This is a genomic window from Actinoplanes ianthinogenes (assembly GCF_018324205.1).
Classification (GTDB): Bacteria; Actinomycetota; Actinomycetes; order Mycobacteriales; family Micromonosporaceae; genus Actinoplanes; species Actinoplanes ianthinogenes.
Genome location: NZ_AP023356.1, coordinates 1259044 through 1279206, shown reverse-complemented (window position 1 = coordinate 1279206; position 20163 = coordinate 1259044). Strand labels below are relative to the sequence as shown.

Below are 20163 nucleotides of genomic sequence, written 5' to 3'. Positions count from 1 at the left end.
CCTAATCTGTTGCAAACGTTTGCCGAATGGAGGCGCCTTGACTCGCTTCGCCCTCGTGGGGGCCGGCGCCCGGGCCGGGATGTTCATCCGGGCGCTCACCACCGACCACGCCGACGTCGCGGAGTTGGTCGCCCTGGCCGACACCAACCCTGCTCGGCCGTCGGTCTACCTCAAGCGACATAACCTCGATATACCGATTTATCAAGCGGCCGATTTCTCGGAGATGCTCAAGCGCGAGCGCGTTGACGTTGTGATAGTCACCACCGTCGATCGGTTTCACGAGCGATATCTGGTGGCTGCCATGGAGGCCGGCTGCGACGCGATCACCGAGAAGCCGATGACGGTCGACGCGGAAAGCTGCCGGCGGATCCTGGACGCGCAGCGAAGGACGGGCCGGAGCGTCCGGGTGACGTTCAACTACCGCTACAACCCTTTGCACGAGGCGGTGAAGCGCGAACTGGCGCAGATCGGCGAGATCGGCTCGGTGCACTTCGAGTGGCTGCTCGACGTGCGGCACGGCGCCGACTACTTCCGCCGCTGGCACCGCGACAAGGCCAACTCCGGCGGCCTGCTGGTGCACAAGGCCGGCCACCACTTCGACCTGGTCAACTGGTGGCTGGACGACACCCCGGCGCAGGTGTTCGCGGCCGGCCGGCTGTTCTTCTACGGCGAGCAGGGCCGCCGCCACGGATACGCCCGCGACTACGACCGGGCGCACGGCGCGGCCGCCGCCGAGGGCGACCCGTTCGCCCTGCGGATGGCCGACGAGCCGGCGATGCGCGAGCTGTACCTGGAGGCCGAGCAGCACGACGGATACCACCGCGACCAGAACGTCTTCGCGCCCGGCGTGACCATCGAGGACGACATGGCGGTGCTGGTCAAGTACGCCACGGGCGCCTCGATGAGCTACCACCTCACCGCGTACGCCCCCTGGGAGGGCTACCGGGTGATGTTCAACGGCAGCAAGGGGCGCCTGGAACTGGAGGTCGTCGAGACCGACCACGTCGCGCCGGCCGCGGCCGCCGGGGTCAAGGGCGAGCCGGGCTCGCTGTCCGACGCCGAGCGCGGCACCCGGAGGTTGCTGCTGCGCCCGTTCTGGGCGCCGCCGCGTGAGATCACTGTGGACGGGTATTCCCGGCAGGGGCACGGTGGAGCCGATGTGCGCATGCTCGCGGACCTCATCCGGCCGGACGCGCCACCCGACCCGCTCGGCCGCGGCGCCACCGCCGTGGACGGCGCCCGTGCCCTGCTCACCGGCCTGGCCGCCAACGAAAGCCTGGCAACCGGACAGGCCGTCAACGTGCACGACCTCCTAGATCTTGAGGAGATCAGGTGACTCTGTTCCCCGCCGAGGCGACCCAGCGCGAGATCGCCCGTGAGCTGTACGCCCACGCTCGCGACCTGCCGCTGATCAGCCCACACGGCCACGTCGACCCGGCCCTGCTGGCCGACGACGAGCCGTTCCCCGACCCGGCCCGGCTGTTCGTGGTCCCCGACCACTACGTCACCCGGATGCTGGCCAGCCAGGGCATCCCACCCGCCCGGCTGGGTGTGCCGAGCGTCGACGGCAGCGAGGTGGAGACCGACGGCCGGGCCATCTGGCGCCTGCTCGCCGCGAACTGGCACCTCTTCCGCGGCACCCCGTCGCGTCTCTGGACCGAGAAGGTCTTCGCCGACGTCTTCTCGATCGACAAGCCTTTCGGTACGACCACCGCGGACGAGATCTACGACGAGTTGTCCGCCCGTCTCGCCGAGCCGGAGTTCCGGCCCCGGGCGCTGTTCACGCGGTTCAACATCGAGGTGCTCGCCACCACCGAGAGCCCGATCGACGACCTCTCCGCCCACGCCAAGCTCGCCGCGGACGGCTGGGGCGGCCCCGGCGGGCGGGTGATCACCACCTTCCGCCCGGACAACCTGGTCGACATGGAGTGGGCCGGCTGGGGCCAGCGGGTCGCCGCGCTCGGGGAGCTGACCGGGCAGGACGTCGGGACGTACCCCGGCTTCCTGGCCGCGCTGCGAGCCCGCCGCGAGCTGTTCATCGCGGCCGGCGCGACCAGCTCCGATCACGGCCACCCGACTGCCGCGACCGTCTGTCTGAGCGACGCCGAGGCCGCGGTGCTCTACCGCAAGGGTCTGGGCGGAGCGGTGGACGCCGCCGGCGCCGAGACGTTCCGGGCGCACATGCTCGTCGAGTTCGCCCGGATGTCCCTCGACGACGGCCTGGTCATGCAACTGCACCCGGGCTCGGTGCGCAACCACAACGCCGCCCTGCACGCCCGGCACGGCCGCGACGTCGGCGGCGACATCCCGTCCGCCACCGAATACGTGCACGCGCTGCGCCCGCTGCTCGACCGGTACGGCGACGACCCGCGACTGCGGATCGTGCTCTACACCCTGGACGAGACCGCGTTCACCCGGGAGCTCGCGCCGCTCGCCGGCGGTTACCCGGCCCTCTACCTGGGTGCGCCGTGGTGGTTCCTGGACAGCCCGGAGGGGCTGCGCCGGTTCCGCGAGACGGTGACCGAGACGGCCGGCTTCTACAACACCGCCGGCTTCGTCGACGACACCCGCGCCTTCTGCTCGATCCCGGCCCGGCACGACGTGGCCCGGCGGATCGACGCCGGATACCTGGCCCGGCTGGTCGCCGAGGGGCGGCTGCCGCTCGACGAGGCCGCCGAGACCATCGCGGACCTGGCATACCACCTGCCGAAGAAGGTCTTCCGGCTGGACGGACCGGCGGCATGACGGTGACCACCACACTCGGCGCCGCGGCGCTCACCGGCCTCGCCCCCGAGTGCCGTCCCGCGGTCCGGCCCGGCGACGTCCGGCCCGGCATCCTGCACCTCGGGCTCGGCGCGTTCCACCGGGCCCACCAGGCCGTCTACACCGAGGCGGCGGTCGCGGCCAGCGGCGGCGACTGGGGGATCGTCGGGGTCGCGCCGCGCTCCCGGGACATCCTCGACAAGCTGCGGGCACAGGACCGGCTCTACAGCGTGCTGACCGTCGGCGGCGGGCCCGACCACGCCCGCGCGGTCGGGATCATGGCCGGGCTCGGGTACGCCGCCGGGGACCCCTACGGGGTGCTGGCCGCGATCGCCGACCCGGGGATCCGGATCGTGTCGCTGACCGTGACGGAGAAGGCGTACCGGCTCGGGCCGGACGGGAAACTGCTGCTCGACGAGGAGCTGCGGGCCGAGCTGACCGGGGAGAAGCCACCGGTCAGCATCCCGGCGCTGCTGGCCCGGGCGCTGCTGACCCGGCGGGCGCCGCTGACCGTGCTCTGCTGCGACAACCTCCAGGGCAACGGCCCGCGGATCCGCGGCATGGTCGAGCAGGCGCTGGAGGTGGCCGGGGCGGAGCTGCCGGCCGGCGTGGAGTTCCCGGCCACCATGGTCGATCGGATCGTGCCGGCGACCAGCGCGGACCACCTCCGGCGGGCGGCCGCCGCGCTCGGCGCCCAGGACAGCGTGCCGGTCGTGGCGGAGCCGTTCCATCAGTGGGTGATCGAGGACCGGTTCCCCGGTGGGCGACCGGACTGGGCCGCCGCCGGAGCGATCATGACGAGCGAGGTCGGGTCGTGGGAGCTGCTCAAACTGCGGGCGTTGAACTCGGTGCACTCGGCCTGCGCGTACCTCGGCGCGCTCGCCGGCCGCGAGATGATCTCCGACGCGCTGGAGCTGCCGGGGATGGGCGGGTTCCTGCGGCGGTTCCTCGCCGAGGACATCTCGCCGACCATCGATCCGCCGCCGGGCGTGACCGTTCTCCAGTACGGCGAGACGGCGCTGGAGCGGTTCGCGAACCGGGAGCTCGGGCACCGGACGCACCAGGTGGCGATGGACGGGACGCAGAAGTTGCCGCATCGGCTGCTCGGGACCATCGCTGACCGGCGGCGGGCCGGGGCGGTGCCGGAGTGGGCGCTGCTCGTTCTCGCGGGCTGGATGCGGTTCGTGCGGGGACATGCCGACGACGGGTCCGTCCTGCCGCTCGACGATCCGCTGGCCGCCCGGCTGAGGAGCGTCGTCTCCGGAAGCCCGGACACCGCTGCGGGACTGGTCGATGCGCTGCTCGGCGTGAGCGAGGTGTTCCCGGCGGCGCTCGCGGGGGACGCGGAACTGCGGGCCGCGTTGATCCGCTGGGTGGGGGAGCTGGAGCGGCACGGGGCCGCGGCGACCATCGCGGCGGCCGGCCGATGACACCGCGGGTGGCGCTGATCGGCGCGGGCGGCCACGGGCACTCGCATCGTCGTACGCTGAAAGACCTGGCCGGACGCGGCCTCCTGGAGGTCGCCGCGTTCTGCGACCGCAACGCGGTCGAGCCCGAGCCCGGGGTGCCCTTCTTCGACGACCACCGGGCGATGCTCACGGCAGTCCGTCCGGACGCGGTGATCATCTGTACGCCCCCGCACACGCACCTGCCGATCGCGCTGGACTGCCTGGCCGCCGGCGCGGACCTGCTCCTGGAGAAACCGCCGGTCGTCTCGCTGGCCGAGCACGAGGCGCTGGCGGCGGCCGTCCGGAGCAGCGGGCGGCGGTGTCAGGTCGGGTTCCAGGCGCTCGGCTCGGCGGCGCTCGCCGCGTTCCGGGAGGCGGTGTCCGGTGATCAGGTGTCGGCGGCGGGGGCGTGGTGGCGGCCGGACAGCTACTACCGGCGGGCGCCGTGGGCCGGGCGGCAGGCGGCCTTCGACGGGGCGCTGGTCAATCCGTTCGCGCACGCGTTGATGCAATCGCTGGCGGTAGCGGACGGGTTCGAGCCGGTGACCATGGAGCTGGAGCGGTATCGGACCCGGGAGATCCAGACCGACGACTGCACGTTTCTCCGGCTGACCGATGCTGATCAGCGGACGATCGTCATCGGGGTGACGCTGGCGTCCGAGGTTTTCGTGGCGGGGGAGATCCGGGTCGGGGACAGCGTGCTGGAGTACCCAACAGACCGCCTTAAAACGCCAGAGTATTCGACATTTCGCGAAATTTCGGGTAGGCGCGGACTGCTGGAGAACCTGCTCAGCACGGAATCACTGATCGCCCCCCTCGACCGGACCAGAACCTTCACCGCCGTCGCCGAGGCGATCGTCGCGTCACCCCCACCCGCCCTGATCCCCACCACGACCCCTCACCCCGCCGGCGGCGGCATGATCCTGCCCGGCGCCGACCACCTGGTCCGGCAGGTCGCCGCCACCGGCCTCCTGCCATCCGAATTGGACCAGGCCTGGGCGGTACCGCCGCACCGGGTGACCTTCGACGACCAGAGAGGAGTGGTCCGTGCGCAAGCTGAGCATCGCTGAGCTCGAAGCCCATCACCGAGGGCCCACCTTCACCAGTGTTCTGCCCGGTCACGTCGTACAGAAAGGCGGTTTCCGGGTCTATGCGGAGCCGAACTTCCGGACGCATGACGAGCCGGGGCGGCACGTGCACCCGGTGCCCGAGATCTTCGTGATCGTGCAGGGCAGCGGGGTGATCGAGGTGGAGGGTGCCGAGGTGGAGAAGTTCCAGGCCGGCGAGGCGGTGCTCTTCGAGCCGGGTGAGGACCACCACCTGATCAGCCGGGGTGAACAACCGCTGATCTTCGTGTGGATGCACCTGGAACCCCTTTCCTGACGTTCCTCCTGTGTCGCTTTTGGAGTGACCCATGCCCCGAAGAACCGCTCTCGTGGTGACGTTCGGCCTCCTCCTGGCCGGCGTCGCCACCGTCCCCGCATCCGCCGCGACCGGCACCGTCCCCGCCGCCGCCCGTGAGGTCCTCCCCGTCGACGACGGCTGGGCCAACGGGACCACCGGTGGCTCCGCCGCCACCGACGACCACGTGTCCGTCGTCCGGACCCGTGACGAACTCGCCACCGCGCTGGCCGTCGCCGGCACCGCACCCCGGATCATCCTGGTCGCCGGCACCCTCCGGCCCGACGGCGACTGCGCCTCCTACGCCGACCCGGGGTATTCGCTCGACGCGTTCCTGGCCGCGTACCAGGGCGTGACCACCAAACCGGCCGGTCCCCTCGAGGACGCCCGGGTCCGATCCGCGAAGACCCAGGCCGCCGACGTCCAGCTCAAGGTGCCCTCCAACACGACCATCTTCGGCCTGGCCAACGCCCGGCTGGTCGGGCTCAACCTGCTGGTCGCCGGAAGCGACAACGTGATCATCCGCAATCTGCGGCTGGAGGACGCCGCCGACTGCTTCCCGGCCTGGGATCCGACCGACGGCTCGGCCGGCAACTGGAACTCGGCCTACGACCTGATCACGCTGACCGGTTCCACCCACGTCTGGGCGGACCACAACACGTTCAGCGACGGCAACAACGTCGACGCGGACCAGCCGCTGTATTACGGCCGGCCGTACCAGGTGCACGACGGCGCGCTCGACGTGATCCGGGCCTCCGACCTGGTGACGATCTCCTACAACGTCTTCCAGGAACACGACAAGACGATGCTGATCGGTTCCACCAACACGGTCGGCGCGGACGTCGGCAAGCTGCGCGTCACGATCCACCACAACAGGTTCGCCAACACCGGGCAGCGCGTCCCCCGTGTCCGATTCGGACAGGTGGACGTCTACGACAACTACTACTACGCCACCGACGAGGACACCTACCAGTACTCCTGGGGCGTCGGCGTCTACTCGGCGATCTACGCGGAGAACAACTTCTTCCTGCGCAGCGCCGACATCCCGCTCGACGCCGCGGTCTACAACTGGGGCGGCCCCGGGATGACCGAGAAGGGCACCCTCACCCGGGTCGGCACCGGCCCGATCACCGAGGTGAACCTGCTGGCCGAGTACAACGCCACGCACGACCCGGACCTGGCCACCGACGCGGGGTGGACGCCCACGCTGCGGCCCGGCCCGCTCACCCCGGCCGCGCGGGTGCCGGCGGTGGTCACCGCACAGTCCGGCGCGGGCCGCCTCGTTCTCAAGTAACACCCTTTCGGTACGCCTCCGTCCCGCCCGTGCCGGTCCACCCGGCACGGGCGGGTGGTTGTCCCGTCATATCCGCGGCACCGCATTGACAAGCCTCCGGAGCCGCGCGGACCGTTCCCCTATGAGCCGTGCAGCGCACAGGCGGAGCAGGACGCCGCGCCGCGCGGGGATCGGCACTCCCGTGCCCCCGCAGGCCCGCCGAGCCCGTCTCCGACTGATCCTCGCCGTGGTCAGCGCCACCCTGATGTTCGTGGCCGCCCTGCTCCCCACCTGGATCGAAGAGTTCACCACTCTCGAACCCGACCGGGGCACCGGCGCCCTGGAATGGCTCCTGCCGCTTCCGCTGGCCGCCGCCGCGCTGACCCTCGGCGCCCTCATCCACCGCACCGGCAGGCGCACGCCCTGAATCGCGGCCTTCCCGCCAGGGGGTCAGGCGACCTCGTAGGTGCGGCGGACGTTGGTGAGGACGCCGGCCTTGAGGTCTGCCTCGGTGATCCAGAAGGTGACGGCTACCACCTCGCCCCAGGCGGTGCCCTCCTCGGCGGCTATCTGGAGCAGCGGGCGGTGGCCGTCGACCGGGGTGGCCAGCTTGTCGTGGTGGCCGAGCAGGCGGTGGCTCGGGACGGGGAGGAGGGGGCGGATCTCCTCCTGGAGGTGGATCAGGGCGCGGGGATCGCTGATGTTGGCGGTCAGGTCGAGGCCGTCCTCCCAGCCGGGGAGGGTGGCCTGGGGTGCCGGGTCGAGGGGCAGGACCGGGATGGTGCGGCGGGCCGGGGGGAGCGGGGCGACCGGGTCGGTCGCGACGTGCAGGACGTGGCAGCCGTCGTCGCCCTCCGCGCCGCCCCACGGGGCTCGGAAGTCGTCGTCGTGGAAGAAGAGCAGGCGGCCGGTGTCCGGGAACGGCCAGTCGGGGCCGAGCAGGCCGGCCGACTCGGCGCAGTCGATCTGGGCCAGCATCAGCATCGGCTCGCCCTGATACGACGGCCAGGCGAAGGCGGCGACCGCGGGGTCGCCGCCGATCGCGCTCCAGCCCTCGTCGGCCACCTCGTAGGCGATCGAGGGGCGGGCCTGGCCGAGGAGCCAGTCGGCGGAATCCGCGTCGAGACGGGTTCGGGTGAGCGCTCGGACCTCGGGAGGCAGATTCATGGTGGCCGAGTCTGACACACGATCACCGGAAAAAACGGGCCACCCGGAATGGGGCGGGCAGCGCGGACCGATACCACGGATTCAGCCCGGCGGTCGCCGGGCGGCCCGGAGTGAAGCGATGATCGCGTGTAGTCACGGGACGATTGCTTGCGGTTGTCGAGGTCGTTGTGCGTAGGGAAGAAGGGTTTTTCTGGAAAGAAACTTAAGGCCGCTGGTCACCCGTGAGTGAGATAAGTGGGACCTTAAGAAAGCAGCGGTCCGTTCCTTAAGTTTTCCTTTAGTTCGATCCGCGGTGGGAGCGTTCCCGTAAGGACGAGTTGAGAAACACGGTCCGAGCAGGAGGGCAACACACATGAAGCGGTACCGGAGCTACCGGAGCAACGCGGGGGAGTCCAACGTCCGGCGCTGGCGGGTTGCCGGCATCGCGGGCGTCGCGGTTGCCCTGGTCGGTGTTGGCCTGGGTGTGGCGAACGCGGCCACCTCGGACGCCGTGCCCACGGTGAACTGTCCGCAGGTCGCACCACAGCTGCCGGCGATCCCGGCCAAGGCCAAGGCCGAGGTCGAGCGGAACCTGGCGCTGCTGAACACCCAGATCCAGGAGGCGAACAAGCGCCTCGCCAGCACCGTCGGACAGGGCGGAAAGAACTTCATCCAGAACGCGATCCTCGGGCCGCTGAAGGACAAGCGGGCCTCGACGATCGACCGGATCGCCATTTCCATCGGGCGGGTCGCGGCCAAGCCGAATCTGCCGGTCGACGCGCTCGCCACGTGTGCGCTGAACGCGAACGGCGGCGGTAATGCGGCGCCGGAACCGACCGCGGTTGCCGCGGCGACCGCGACCGCGGGGTCGAACGGAAACGGCGCGGCGACCGGTGTTCCGACGGTGAACTGCCCGACTGTCGGTGACAAACTCCCGGCCGTTCCGGCTTCGGCCAAGGCCGAGATCGAGCGCAATCTCGCGCTGTTGAACACGCAGATTCAGGAAGCGAACAAGCGACTCGTCGACACCGTCGGCCAGGGTGGAAAGAACTTCATCCAGAACGCGATCCTCGGCCCGCTGGAGGACAAGCGGTTCGCGACGATCAACCGGATGGAGACCGCGATCGGGCGGGCCGCCGCCAAGCCGGACCTGAACGCCGAGGGCCTGGCGCCCTGCTCGCTGAACGCGAACGGCGGCGGCAACGCGGCGCCGGAGCAGACCTCGGTGCAGGCGCAGGACCCGGCCGAGGCGGCCGCGAACGCACCGACCGTGAATTGCCCGGACGTGAAGATCAACGTGGCGATCCCGGCGTCGGCGCAGGCCGAGATCGATCGGAACCTGGCGCTGCTCCAGACCCAGATCCAGGAGGCGAACAAGCGGCTGGCCAACACCGTCGGCCAGGGTGGAAAGAACTTCATCCAGAACGCGATCCTCGGCCCGCTGGAGGACAAGCGGTTCGCGACGATCAACCGGATGGAGACCGCGATCGGGCGCGCCGCCGCCAAGCCGAACCTGAACGCTGAGGGGCTCTCCACCTGCTCGCTGAACAAGTGACGACGTACTGAAGCGGAAGGGGCCCTCCGGGGCCCCTTTTGCATGCCGCCACGGTCTGCTGTTGATGCGGTCTGCTGGTGATGCGGTCTGCTGGTGATGCGGTCTGCTGTTGATGCGGTCTGCTGTCAGTGGCGGTCTGCTGGGGGCCGGGGTTTGCGTCCCAGGCCACGCAGCGTCTTCTCGCTGACCCGGCCGCCGCCCCTGGTTCGCCCGGCACCAACTCAAGCCGGCCCGCATCCGGTCATGATCCGCTCGGTGCTCCCTGCCCCGGGTCCGATTATTCGGGTACGCCGGTAGTGCCCTCGTTCGGGCAAGGCGCCTACCCGGACCGCCAACCGCCCGGCTGGCCGTGGTGGCCCTATCTCGGCCAAGTCAAGGGCCATAGGCGCCAGCTCGACGGGTGCGGCTGGTCTTGGTGGCCCTATCTCGGCCAGGTCAAGGGCCGTAGGTGCCAGCTCGACGGGTGGGGCTGGTCGTGGTGGCCCTATTTCGGCCAGGTCAAGGGCTGTAGGTGCCAGCTCGACGGGTGGGGCTGGTCGTGGTGGCCCTATCCCGGCCAAGTTAAGGGCTGTAGGTGCCAGCTCGACGGGTGGGGCTGGTCGTGGTGGCCCTATTTCGGCCAGGTCAAGGGCTGTAGGTGCCAGCTCGACGGGTGGGGCTGGTCGTGGTGGCCCTATTTCGGCCAGGTCAAGGGCTGTAGGTGCCAGCTCGACGGGTGGGGCTGGTCGTGGTGGCCCTATGTCGGCCAGGTCAAGGGCCGTAGGTGCCAGCTCGACGGGTGCGGCTGGTCGTGGTGGCCCTGCCGCGGCTTGGGAAGGGGCCGTGGGGACCAGCCCGTCGACTCCGGCCAGTCAAAGGGGCCGTAGGCCCGTTGGCTGTCGCCAGTCAGTGGTGACCGCAGGGCCGGGTCGGCGGCTTCGGCTGGCCGTGGTGGCCCTATCGCGCTGGCGGATGGGGCCACCACGGCCAGCCGGAGTGGTCGAGCTGGTGCAGGTGGCCGTATCGCGGGGTCGGATAGGGCCACCACGACCAGCCGGGGTTGGTGGGGTTGGCGTTGTCCACACTGGCGGGTCGTCCACAGGTCGTCTGCGAGGAGGCACGATCTTCGCCACACTGGCAGCGGGGGCCTGCCCCCAAGGGTGGGTGGGCGCTGGGCTGGGCTGGGCGGCTGAGTGGTGGTGTGCGGTGGGGAGGGGCTTCGGGCGTACGGAAGGATCAGGTTGATGGGCAGCAAGCGGCCGACCGCTTGCCGGTAGCTATCGGATAGCACTCGTGAGAGCGCGCCTTTTCGCGGGCGGGGCGGTTACGTGGTAGAAATCCGCGCCAGTAAGAATGCCCCGACGACGAGGAGGGTCCGCCGTGCCAGGCAGCGCACACACGATCACCGGGAGCAGTGTGGTGGTCTATCTCGCGGTCAGCCTGCGGTCCCGGCTCCGGGCGCACGCCGCGGCGACCGGGCGGTCACACACCCAGATCGTGTTCGACGCGCTGAACGACACGCACCCCCGCCTGGCCGAGCTCACCGGCGCCCCCATGCCCGAGGGCGGCCTGTTCGTGGCACAGCGTTCCGGCCGGCGCCAGCACCGGGAGGACCAGGTGCAGGTGTCGATCCGGCCGAACCAGGAGAACCTCGCCGTGATCGACGGGCTGGCCGACCGGCACACCGCCGGCAACCGGTCCGCGCTGATCGCGGCCGCACTCGACGCGTACCTTGCGGCTCCGATGAAGGGTCTCCCCGCATGAAGCAGTTCAACGATCAGCTCGCCAACCTGTGGCAGGACTACGCGGCCCTGGTCTCGCTGATCGCTGGTGCGATCGGCGTCCTCCTGCTGATCGGCTTCGCGATCTGGGCGAAGCGCTCCGGCAAGCCGCTGCGCCCGATCGCGCTCTCCTTCAGCATGAACCTGGCGCTGCTGCTCAACGCCGAGGGCATGTGGGTGATCGCCACCGAGCAGCTGCACCTGCCCAAGGTGTTCGCGATCCTGGTCTTCGCGGTCTTCGAGATCTGCTTCCTGACGGCCACCTCGCTCGCCGCCGAGCAGTACCGGAACACCACTGTCTACGGCCCGGACGGCAAGATCGAGACGCCCGGTCACCCCGGCCCGATGCTGTGGATCGCGGCGCTGATCGCGGCCGTCTCCGGCATCATCGTGGCCAGCAACGCGGTCACCGGCACCGAGAAGCTGCTGCGGCTCGCGGTGCCCTGCGTGATCTTCCTGATGTGGTGGGCGGCGCTGACCGCGGCCGGGCAGCGGGTCCGGCGTGGCCGGTTCGCCTACAGCCCGCGGCGGCTCGCCGAGCGCTGGGGCTGGCTGATCCCGGACGACGACCCGGATCTGGCCCGGATGGCCTCCGAGCGGCAGGTGCGCCGGATGGTGGTCAACCACCACCGGGTCAGCTCGGCGCGGTGGCCGAAGTCGTGGTGGCGCAACCGGCTGCTCAAGGATGCCCGGACCGCCGGTGAGCCGGTGGTGGACGAGGTGATCGGGCAGCTGGCGCGGATCCAGCGGGTGATGGACCTGCTGATCCCGGCGGACGCGCGCCCGGTGACCCCGGTGATCGCCGTCCCGCTCGGTGCTGATGCGGCTTCCGCTGTTCCCGGCGCCGTCGCCGCCGGCGTTCCGGCCGTGGCCGCCGCTCCCGGCGCCGCTGCTGCCGTTCCCGGCGCTGCTGCCACGGTTCCCGGCGCTGCTGCCACGGTTCCCGGGGCTGCTGCCGCGGGTGCCGGTGTCGGTGCCGCCGCCGTCGCCGGTGCCGAGGAGTCGGTGACCGCGGCGTTGCGCAGTGCGCCGCCGGTGCAGTTCGTGCCGCCGGCTCAGGCCGCCGACGAAGTGCCGGTCCGGCCGACCGTGGCGCAGCTCGCCGCGCTGGTGAACTCGACCGCGGAGACGGCGACGCTCGGGGAGCGGCTGGCCGCCGCGGTGACACCGGAGGAGATGCTCGGCATGCCGGCCCCGACGACCGGTTTCGATCAGCCGGAAGGGCTGGCGAGCGGTCCGGTTCCGTCGCCTCGCCGCTCCGATGAGGTGACCGTGCCCGGCGCGGTGCCCGCGGTGCTCGGCTCGATCCCGGCCGCCGCGGCTCCGCGCCCGTTCCTCGCCACGACACCTGTCCCGCACGCCAACGGCACCACGACGAACGGCACCGCCACGAACGGCATCGCCAAGAACGGCGGCGGCACGAGCGGTGGCAGCACCGGCATCGGCGGCAACGGCGGTGGCGCGAACGGCGGCGCCGGCAACGGCAGCAACGGCGGCGGCAACCTTCCTTCCTGGGCGGCCACCCCGACCGGGGCCCAGCGCGCCGTCAACATCGTCGGCTCCCCGTGGTGGCGGCTCGCCGTCGAGCGCCTGGCCCGCTCGGTCGCCGCCGAGATCACCGCCGACAACCTGTCCGAGATGACCTACACCCGGGTCGCCGAACTGGTCCGCACCCTCGCCCCGCGCGTCCCGGACCTGGGCGAGGGCGTCGTCCGCTCGTTCGTCAACGACTACGTCCGCGAGATGAACGGCGAGCCCGGCGACGCCGCCTACCCCTGGCGTGACCTGCTGCCGGACCCGGTCACCGCGCCGGTCGGCTCGCCGGCCTGGATGGCGGCGATCGAGGATCTGCGGGCCGCGCTGATCGAGGAGATGGAGGGCAGCGACGTCACCGACCCGCGCGAACTGGCGATGATGCTCGCCCCCAGCGTGCCGCGGCTCGACGACGAGACGATCCGCGAGTTCGTCAGCGACTACCTGTCCGCGCTCGGTGGCCAGCCGACCGGCGGCGACCAGCCGTGGCAGCACCTGCTGCCCCGCCCGCAGGGTGGCCGCGGCCCGAGCGACGAGGAGATCGTCGAGCAGTTCGGCCCGCAGCTGCACGAGCACCTGCGCACCACCGGGAAGCTGACCCGGTACCGGGTGACCGCGGTGACCGGCGTCAAGAGCCAGACCCGCGCCGACCGGATCAAGTCGATCATCGAGGACCAGGCCGCGGAGAGCACCCCGGCCTGAGGTTCGCTCCACCGAAGCGGTCCTGGACATCCAGGACCGCTTCGGCGTTTCCGGTACGCCCACAGCATCCTGCCCGCCGAGCCCCCGCAAGTCGCGCCGCCCCGCGGCCAGCGCCCGCCCGGCAACTCACTTCTGCCCGGCGACCACGCCGGCCACGGCCCGCGCCTGCCCGGCTCGCGCCTGCCCGGCTCGCGTCCGTCCGGCTCGCGGCTGTCCGGCTCGCGGCTGTCCGGCTCGCGCCTGGCCGGCACGCGACCGGCCGTCGAACCCGGGTGGGCCGGTGCGGCGCTGGTGGCGCCGGTGGCGGCTGCCGGGGTGGCGTGACGGCGGGTAGATTGCCGGGATGACTGAGGTCGATCGGGCGCCGCGGGTTTCCAGGCCGGGGCGGGCTGTCGTGTGGGTGCAGCTCGCGTTCCTGGTGGCGTACCTTATCGGCAGTTTCGGGATGGTGATCCTCGCGGCCGTGCACGCGGACGATCTCGGAGCGATCCTGCATCCGGGGCTGGAGCGGCTCGACGATCCCAAGGCGTCGATGAGCATCGGGCCGGATTCGCTGTGGAATCCGCTGGTCTGGGTGCTCGGGGTGTGCCGGCTGATCGCCTGGTTCCTCTACCCGCTCGGGATCGCGATGCTCATCTTCGGCCTGGCGACGCTGGTGCACACGGTTCGCGCCGGCGATCGGCGCACCACGGCCCGGCTCGCCGTGCTCACCGCGATCTGGCTCGCGCTGCTCCTGCTCGGCGCGACGCCCTATGGTGCGGCCCTGGCCAACTGGCTGCTGGACTGACCGGACCGGCCCCCGGCGAAACGCTTACCGGGCGGCTCGGCGAGGACGGCCGAATGGCTAGCGGGCGGGAGCGGCGCAGCTGGAGCGCCAGACGATCTCGGCGAGGGCCGGCTCGGAGACCGGCCCCGGGTCGTCGCCCAGCGCCAGGGCCATCGCCCGCTCGCCCATGTCGACCAGCGGCAGCCGCACCGTGGTCAGCGACGGGGTCACGTCCCGGGCGATCGGCATGTCGTCGAACCCGGTCACCGAGATCTGCTCCGGCACCGCGATGCCACGCTCCCGCAGGGTGGCCAGCGTGCCCACGGCCATCGAGTCGTTCAGCGCCAGGACGGCGGTCAGCCCGGGGGCGGCGTCGAGCAGCTCGGCGGCCGCGGCCGCACCGCCGTCGCGGGTGAAGTCGGCATAGACGATCTGCTCCGGCGGGAGCGGCACGCCCAGCTCGGCGGCGGCCCGGCGGACGCCGGAGAGCCGGTCGGTGGTGGTGGTCAGCGCGCGCGGGCCGGCGATCACGCCGACCCGCCGGTGCCCGAGGCCGAGCACCCGGCAGGCCAGCTGGTGGGCCCCGGCCTCGTTGGCCGGGAGCACCGCGCTGCCGACCAGCTCGTGCCGCCCGATCACCGCGACCCGGCCGCCGCCCTGCTGGTACGCGTTCAGCTCCCCGTTCAGCCGGGCGGTGAACTCGTCGTCGTGATAGCCCGAGCCGGCCAGGATCAGCGCGTGCACCTGCTGGGCCCGGAGCAGCGCCACATAGGCCAGCTCACGCTCCGGCTCCCGGTAGCTGTTGCAGATCACCAGGAGCCGGTCGTGCGCCCCGGCCTGCCGTTGCAGCCCGCGGGTGATCTCGGCGAAGTAGGGGTCGGACACGTCGTGCACGATCACGCCGACCGCGGACTTGCGCGGGCGGGCGACGTTCTGCGCATGCGCGTTCGGCACGTAGTGCAGCTCGGCGACCGCGGCCAGGACCCGCTCGCGCAGCTCGGGCGCGACCTTCTTGGCGCTGTCGTTGATCACGCGGGAGACGGTGGCGGGGGAGACCCCGGCCAGCCGGGCGACATCTGCCAGGGTGACCGCCATCCGCACAGCATAGAGAAAGGTCGCGCCCGGCGCGTCAGCGGCCGAGCAGGGTGAGCGTGTCGACCACGCGGTTGGCGAAGCCCCACTCGTTGTCGTACCACGCGACGACCTTGACCAGGCGCCCGTTCGCCGCGGTGAGCAGCGAGTCGAAGATCGACGACGCCGGGTTCCCGGTGATGTCGGTGGAGACCAGCGGGTCCGCCGAGAACTCCAGGATGCCGCGCAGCGGTCCGGCCGCGGCCGCCTCGAACGCGCTGTTGATCTCCTCGGCGGTGACCGGGCGTTCGACCACGGCGTTCAGCTCGACCAGGGAGCCGACCGGGACCGGGACGCGCACCGAGTAACCGGTGAGCCGGCCCGCCAGCCGGGGCAGGACCAGGCCGATCGCGGTGGCGGCGCCGGTCGTGGTGGGCGCGATGTTCAGCGCGGCGGCGCGGGCGCGGCGCAGGTCGCGGTGCGGGCCGTCCTGGAGGTTCTGCTCCTGGGTGTACGCGTGGACGGTGGTCATCGAGCCGGTCTCGATGGTGGCCAGGTCGTCCAGGACCGAGGCGATCGGGGCCAGCCCGTTGGTGGTGCAGGACGCGTTCGAGACGACGTCGTGCGCGGCCGGGTCGTAGTCGCCGTGGTTGAGGCCGTACGCGATGGTCAGGTCGGCGCCCTTGGACGGCGCGCCGACCAGCACCTTGCGGGCGCCGGCGGCGAGGTGCGCGCGGGCGTCGCCGGCGGCGGTGAAGCGGCCGGTCGACTCCAGCGCCACGTCCACGCCGAGGTCCTTCCACGGCAGGTCGGCCGGCGTCCGGATGGCGGTCACCTCGATCCGCCGCCCGTTCACGATCAGGTGATCCTCGTGCGCCTCGACCGTGCCGTCGAACCGGCCCAGCGAGCTGTCGTAGCGAAGCAGGTGGGCCAGGGTGCCGGGGCCGGTGAGGTCGTTGATCGCGACGATCTCGACGTCGCTGCCGACGGCCGCCCGCAGGACGTTGCGGCCGATGCGTCCGAATCCGTTAATCGCCACTCGTGTTGTCATGTCCCCAGCCTGCCGAGCCCACCGAGCGCAGAGCAGGGGGCGGCGAGTCAGCCTGCGAAAGATTTCCGCCAAAGGTCTTCCGGTACTCGCTGGGCGAGGTGGCGAGGATGCGCTGGAAGTGCATGCGCAGGTTGGCCCCGGTGCCGACCCCGACCCGCGCGGCGATCTGGTCGATTCCGAGATCGGTACGTTCCAGCAGCTCCCGGGCCAGATCCACGCGCGCCCGCAGGACCCACTGCATCGGCGTGTACCCGGTGTCCTCCACGAACCGGCGGCCGAAGGTGCGCGCCGACACCCCGGCGTGCCGGGCCATCGAGGCGACGGTGAGCGGCTCCTCCAGATGCGCGAGGGCCCACTCCCGGGTCGCCGCGAAGACGTCGCTGAGCGGCTCCGGAATGCTGCGCGGCACGTACTGCGACTGGCCGCCGCTGCGGTACGGCGCGGCCACCAGGATCCGGGCGATCGCGTTGGACGCCTGCACGCCGTGGTCACGCCGGACCAGGTGCAGGCAGACGTCGATCCCGGCGGCAACCCCGGCCGAGGTGAGGATCTGCCCCTCGTCGACGAAGAGCACCCGGCCGTCGACGGTCACCTTCGGGTACATCCGGGCCAGCGTGGCGGCCTGCAACCAGTGCGTCGTCGCCCGCCGACCGTCCAGCAGCCCCGCCGCGGCCAGCGCGAACGCGCCCGTGCAGATCGAGACGATCCGGGCGCCCCGGAACGCCGCCTCACGCAGCGCCTCGAGCACCCGGAAGTCGACCGGGCCGGTCGGATCGGTGAAGCCGGGCACGATCACGGTGTCCGCCGTGGCCACTGCCTCCAGGCCGGCCTCGACGTGGAAGCTGAGGCCGTCGCGGCCGGGCTGGAGACCGGGTTCCACGGCGCACGGGATCGCGCGGTAGTTCAGCCCGTGCCGGGGCGCGAAGACCTGAGCCGGGATGCCGACGTCCAGGGGAGCGGATCGCGGAAGGAGAAGCATTGCCACTGTGTGTCCCCGCATGCCCACCACTGTGCCGGGCGGGCACGCGTACCGGGAAGTGGCGGTCGCGACCGCGACCGCAAGGATTCCGCCACGCGAAACCGAGAGCGCTCCCGTGGTCCGAAAGTCGACCACTAGAATCATCGGCCCGGCGGTGTTGCGGTTGTACCTTGTCTCCAGCCGGTTTCGTGGAAAGGACGGCTGGCGATGAGGGATCACAGCAACCGCTCGGCCGGGCGGCCGACCTTGGAGGAGGTCGCGTCCCGGGCCGGTGTCGGCCGGGGGACGGTCTCCCGCGTGGTGAACGGGTCGGCGCAGGTCAGTCCGAAAGCCCGCAAAGCGGTGCAGGACGCGATCGACGAGCTGGGCTATGTGCCGAACCGGGCCGCGCGTGCTCTCGTCACGCAGCGAACCGATTCGATAGCGCTCGTGGTTTTCGAGTCCGGCGAGCGGTTCTTCGCCGAGCCGTTCTTCGGCCGGATCGTCCAGTCGGTGTCGTCCGTGCTGGTCGCCCGCAATCTCCAGATGGTCCTGATGATCGCCCAGGCCCCGGAGGAGCGCCGCCAGCTGGAGGGTTACCTGACCCGCCAGCACGTGGACGGCGCGCTGCTGCTCTCGGTGCACGGCGACGACCCGCTCCCGGCGTTGCTCGAGGAGCGTGGCGTGCCGACCGTCCGGGCCGGTCGCCCGGCGCACCCGGCCCCGGTCAGCTTCGTCGACGCGGACAACCGCGGGGGCGCCCGCGCCGCTGTGGCCTATCTCCAGGAGCAGGGGCGGCGGTTCATCGCGACGATCACCGGCCCGATGGACACGGCGCCCGGTGTGGCCCGTTACCAGGGTTACCGCGACGTCGTCGGGGAGGGCCCGGCGGCGGCCGGCGACTTCGGCGAGATCAGCGGCGCCATGGCGATGGAGTGGCTGCTCGCCAACTATCCGCAGCTGGACGCGGTGTTCGCGGCATCGGACATGATGGCGGCCGGGGCGCTGCGGGTGCTGCGCCGCTCGGGCCGCCGGGTGCCGGAGGACGTGGCCGTGGTCGGTTTCGACGACTCGGTCATCGCCCGGCACACCGATCCGCCGCTGACCAGCGTGTTCCAGCCGGTGGAGCAGATGGGCCAGGAGATGGTCCGGCTGCTGCTGGCGAAACTGGACGGGGACGAGCCGACCGAGCACGAGACCGTGCTGCCGACCCGGCTGATCCTGCGCGGCTCCGCCTGACGGGCGCGCGGGCCGGGCGTACCGTCAAGCGGCGGTCCTAAGCCCGCGCCTGACCGAGATCGGTCAGGCGGTCCTGGAGCACCGCGGCCTGATCGGCCGTCAGGCCGCCCTCGCCCAGACGCTGCCGCACCTTCTTGCGCAGCAGCGTGACCTGCCCCTGGATGTCGGGATCGTCCTGGGTGGCCAGCTGGGCGAGGATGTTCCGGAAGTCCTGCGCCACGTCCGGGCGGATCGCGCCGGACTGCTCGCCCTGCTCGACCGCGGCCTCCACCCGGCCCAGCGCGGCCTCGACGGTCAGCGTGGTGGCCTCGGCGGTGGGTTTCTGCTCCCTCTTCGGCGAAGGCGCTGTGGTGGCCGTGGTGGGTGTGGTGGCCGTGGTGGCCGCGGTGGTCGGCACGGTCGACGGCGCGACCGAGGGCGGCAGCGGGGCGGGCGGCTCGGCCAGGTCCTCGTTGGACTGGGTGACCACGTGCACCAGCGCCAGGAACGCGACCGCGGTGGCGCCCAGCGCCGCGCCCACGGCGATCTTGCGGCCCCGGGTGACCCGGCCGTGCAGGCCGACGGTCGGGATCGGGGCGTGCCCGGTGGGACGGGCGCCGGGCAGCGGGATGGTCGGCGACCTCTTGTCCTCGGAGGGGGCCAGCTCGGCGAGCACCTTCCACGCCTCGGCGGCGGACGGGCGTCGTTCCGGGTCGTCGTCGAGGCAGCGGTGGATCAGGTCGGCCAGTGGCGCGGGCAGGCCCTCGGGCAGCGGGGTGGCGCCGAGCTGCCGGGCGACCGCCAGCTCCTCCCAGGTGTCCACACTGTAGGGCGGCTCGCCGGCCACCATCTCGAAGAGCAGGACGCCGAGCCCGTAGAGGTCGGTGGCGGGCTCGGCGGGCTTGCCGTCCAGGCGCTCCGGAGCCGCGTACGCCGGAGTGCCGAACGTCGCGCCGGTGTCGTCGTCGTCCGGCTCGCCGGCGGGCGCGCTGATCCCGAAGTCGAGCAGTTTCACCCCGCCCTCGCAGAGCATCACGTTGCCCGGCTTGATGTCGCGGTGCACCACCCCGGCGGCGTGCGCGGCGGCGAGCGCGGCGGCGACCGCGGCGCCCACCGCGGCGGCGGCCGGCCACGGCACCGGGCCGTCGCAGAGCCGGGCCGCCACGGTCTCGCCGGCAAGCAGCTCCATCACCACGAACGGCACGACCGAGCCGTCCGGCCGGACCGCCTCCCGATAGTCGTGCACGGCCGCGATGCCGGGGTGCGAGAGGCGCGCCGCCAGCCGGGCCTCGCGCCAGGCCAGGTGCGCGGCGCGGATGTCACCGGCCGGCAGTTTGACCGCGACGGGACGATCGAGCAGCTCGTCGGTGGCCCGCCAGACCTGCGCCATCCCGCCTGTCTCCAGCAAGGTGACAAGGCGGTACCGCGAGACCAGCAGGGCACCCGGCGCCGGCCAAACTTCGTGCATGCCGGAACATTCGCCCAGTCCGGGCCCGCGTGTCAACCGGCAACCCATCT

Annotated in this window: 17 protein-coding genes; 12 read left to right on the top strand and 5 right to left on the bottom strand. The window is 71.8% G+C overall.

Features of this window, described 5'->3' with window-relative positions; all coding sequences use genetic code 11:
* The first annotated feature begins 79 nt into the window (after positions 1–79).
* The 7 genes from Aiant_RS05825 (at position 80) to Aiant_RS05795 (ending at position 7312) form a co-directional block, all read left to right on the top strand.
* Positions 80–1336 (top strand): Gfo/Idh/MocA family protein, encoded by a 1257-nt coding sequence (locus Aiant_RS05825; protein ID WP_229831335.1) that lies wholly within the window; start codon positions 80–82, stop codon positions 1334–1336.
* Complete coding sequence (uxaC, locus tag Aiant_RS05820) at positions 1333–2745, top strand: glucuronate isomerase (protein WP_189335883.1); 1413 nt, start codon at positions 1333–1335, stop codon at positions 2743–2745. Before Aiant_RS05825 ends, uxaC begins: the two co-directional genes overlap by 4 nt.
* Positions 2742–4193, top strand: coding sequence for a mannitol dehydrogenase family protein (locus Aiant_RS05815; protein ID WP_189335884.1), 1452 nt, complete (start codon positions 2742–2744; stop codon positions 4191–4193). Before uxaC ends, Aiant_RS05815 begins: the two co-directional genes overlap by 4 nt.
* A complete protein-coding gene (locus Aiant_RS05810; RefSeq protein ID WP_189335885.1) occupies positions 4190–5281 on the top strand; it encodes a Gfo/Idh/MocA family protein in 1092 nt (363 codons plus the stop codon). Before Aiant_RS05815 ends, Aiant_RS05810 begins: the two co-directional genes overlap by 4 nt.
* On the top strand, positions 5259–5594 hold the full coding sequence (locus Aiant_RS05805) for a cupin domain-containing protein (RefSeq protein ID WP_189335886.1): 336 nt from the start codon (positions 5259–5261) through the stop codon (positions 5592–5594). Before Aiant_RS05810 ends, Aiant_RS05805 begins: the two co-directional genes overlap by 23 nt.
* 31 nt (positions 5595–5625) lie before the next feature.
* Positions 5626–6906 carry a pectate lyase family protein gene (locus Aiant_RS05800; RefSeq protein ID WP_189335887.1) on the top strand — a complete coding sequence of 427 codons (1281 nt, stop codon included), beginning with the start codon at positions 5626–5628 and terminating at the stop codon, positions 6904–6906.
* Between the two features lie 121 nt (positions 6907–7027).
* The gene (locus tag Aiant_RS05795; RefSeq protein ID WP_212846967.1) at positions 7028–7312 is read left to right on the top strand and encodes a hypothetical protein; all 285 of its coding nucleotides are present in this window, start codon (positions 7028–7030) and stop codon (positions 7310–7312) included.
* A gap of 23 nt (positions 7313–7335) precedes the next feature.
* On the opposite strand, the gene Aiant_RS05790 is transcribed toward Aiant_RS05795, so the two are convergent.
* Positions 7336–8052 (bottom strand): DUF1963 domain-containing protein, encoded by a 717-nt coding sequence (locus Aiant_RS05790; protein ID WP_189335889.1) that lies wholly within the window; start codon positions 8050–8052, stop codon positions 7336–7338.
* A gap of 352 nt (positions 8053–8404) precedes the next feature.
* Here Aiant_RS05790 and Aiant_RS05785 point away from each other — a divergent pair, with 352 nt between their 5' ends.
* The 4 genes from Aiant_RS05785 (at position 8405) to Aiant_RS05770 (ending at position 14368) form a co-directional block, all read left to right on the top strand.
* Positions 8405–9586, top strand: coding sequence for a hypothetical protein (locus Aiant_RS05785; protein ID WP_189335890.1), 1182 nt, complete (start codon positions 8405–8407; stop codon positions 9584–9586).
* 1359 nt (positions 9587–10945) lie between these two features.
* A complete protein-coding gene (locus Aiant_RS05780) occupies positions 10946–11329 on the top strand; it encodes a hypothetical protein (RefSeq protein WP_189335891.1) in 384 nt (127 codons plus the stop codon).
* Entirely contained in the window at positions 11326–13581 is a 2256-nt protein-coding gene (locus Aiant_RS05775; protein ID WP_189335892.1) for an MFS transporter, read from the top strand. Before Aiant_RS05780 ends, Aiant_RS05775 begins: the two co-directional genes overlap by 4 nt.
* Before the next feature lie 343 nt (positions 13582–13924).
* Positions 13925–14368, top strand: coding sequence for a hypothetical protein (locus Aiant_RS05770; protein WP_189335893.1), 444 nt, complete (start codon positions 13925–13927; stop codon positions 14366–14368).
* Between the two features lie 57 nt (positions 14369–14425).
* On the opposite strand, the gene Aiant_RS05765 is transcribed toward Aiant_RS05770, so the two are convergent.
* From Aiant_RS05765 to Aiant_RS05755, 3 genes are read right to left on the bottom strand one after another with little or no spacing between them, the layout of a single operon-like run.
* A complete protein-coding gene (locus Aiant_RS05765; protein WP_189335894.1) occupies positions 14426–15442 on the bottom strand; it encodes a LacI family DNA-binding transcriptional regulator in 1017 nt (338 codons plus the stop codon).
* 34 nt (positions 15443–15476) lie between these two features.
* A complete protein-coding gene (gene gap, locus Aiant_RS05760) occupies positions 15477–16469 on the bottom strand; it encodes a type I glyceraldehyde-3-phosphate dehydrogenase (protein ID WP_189335895.1) in 993 nt (330 codons plus the stop codon).
* A complete protein-coding gene (locus Aiant_RS05755; RefSeq protein ID WP_229831315.1) occupies positions 16447–17448 on the bottom strand; it encodes a helix-turn-helix domain-containing protein in 1002 nt (333 codons plus the stop codon). Before Aiant_RS05755 ends, gap begins: the two co-directional genes overlap by 23 nt.
* Before the next feature lie 207 nt (positions 17449–17655).
* On the opposite strand from Aiant_RS05755, the gene Aiant_RS05750 reads away from it, so the two are divergent.
* On the top strand, positions 17656–18666 hold the full coding sequence (locus Aiant_RS05750; RefSeq protein ID WP_189335897.1) for a LacI family DNA-binding transcriptional regulator: 1011 nt from the start codon (positions 17656–17658) through the stop codon (positions 18664–18666).
* A gap of 37 nt (positions 18667–18703) precedes the next feature.
* On the opposite strand, the gene Aiant_RS05745 is transcribed toward Aiant_RS05750, so the two are convergent.
* Positions 18704–20113: a serine/threonine-protein kinase gene (locus tag Aiant_RS05745; protein ID WP_189335898.1), complete on the bottom strand. Its 1410-nt coding sequence runs from the start codon at positions 20111–20113 to the stop codon at positions 18704–18706.
* Positions 20114–20163: the final 50 nt, after the last annotated feature.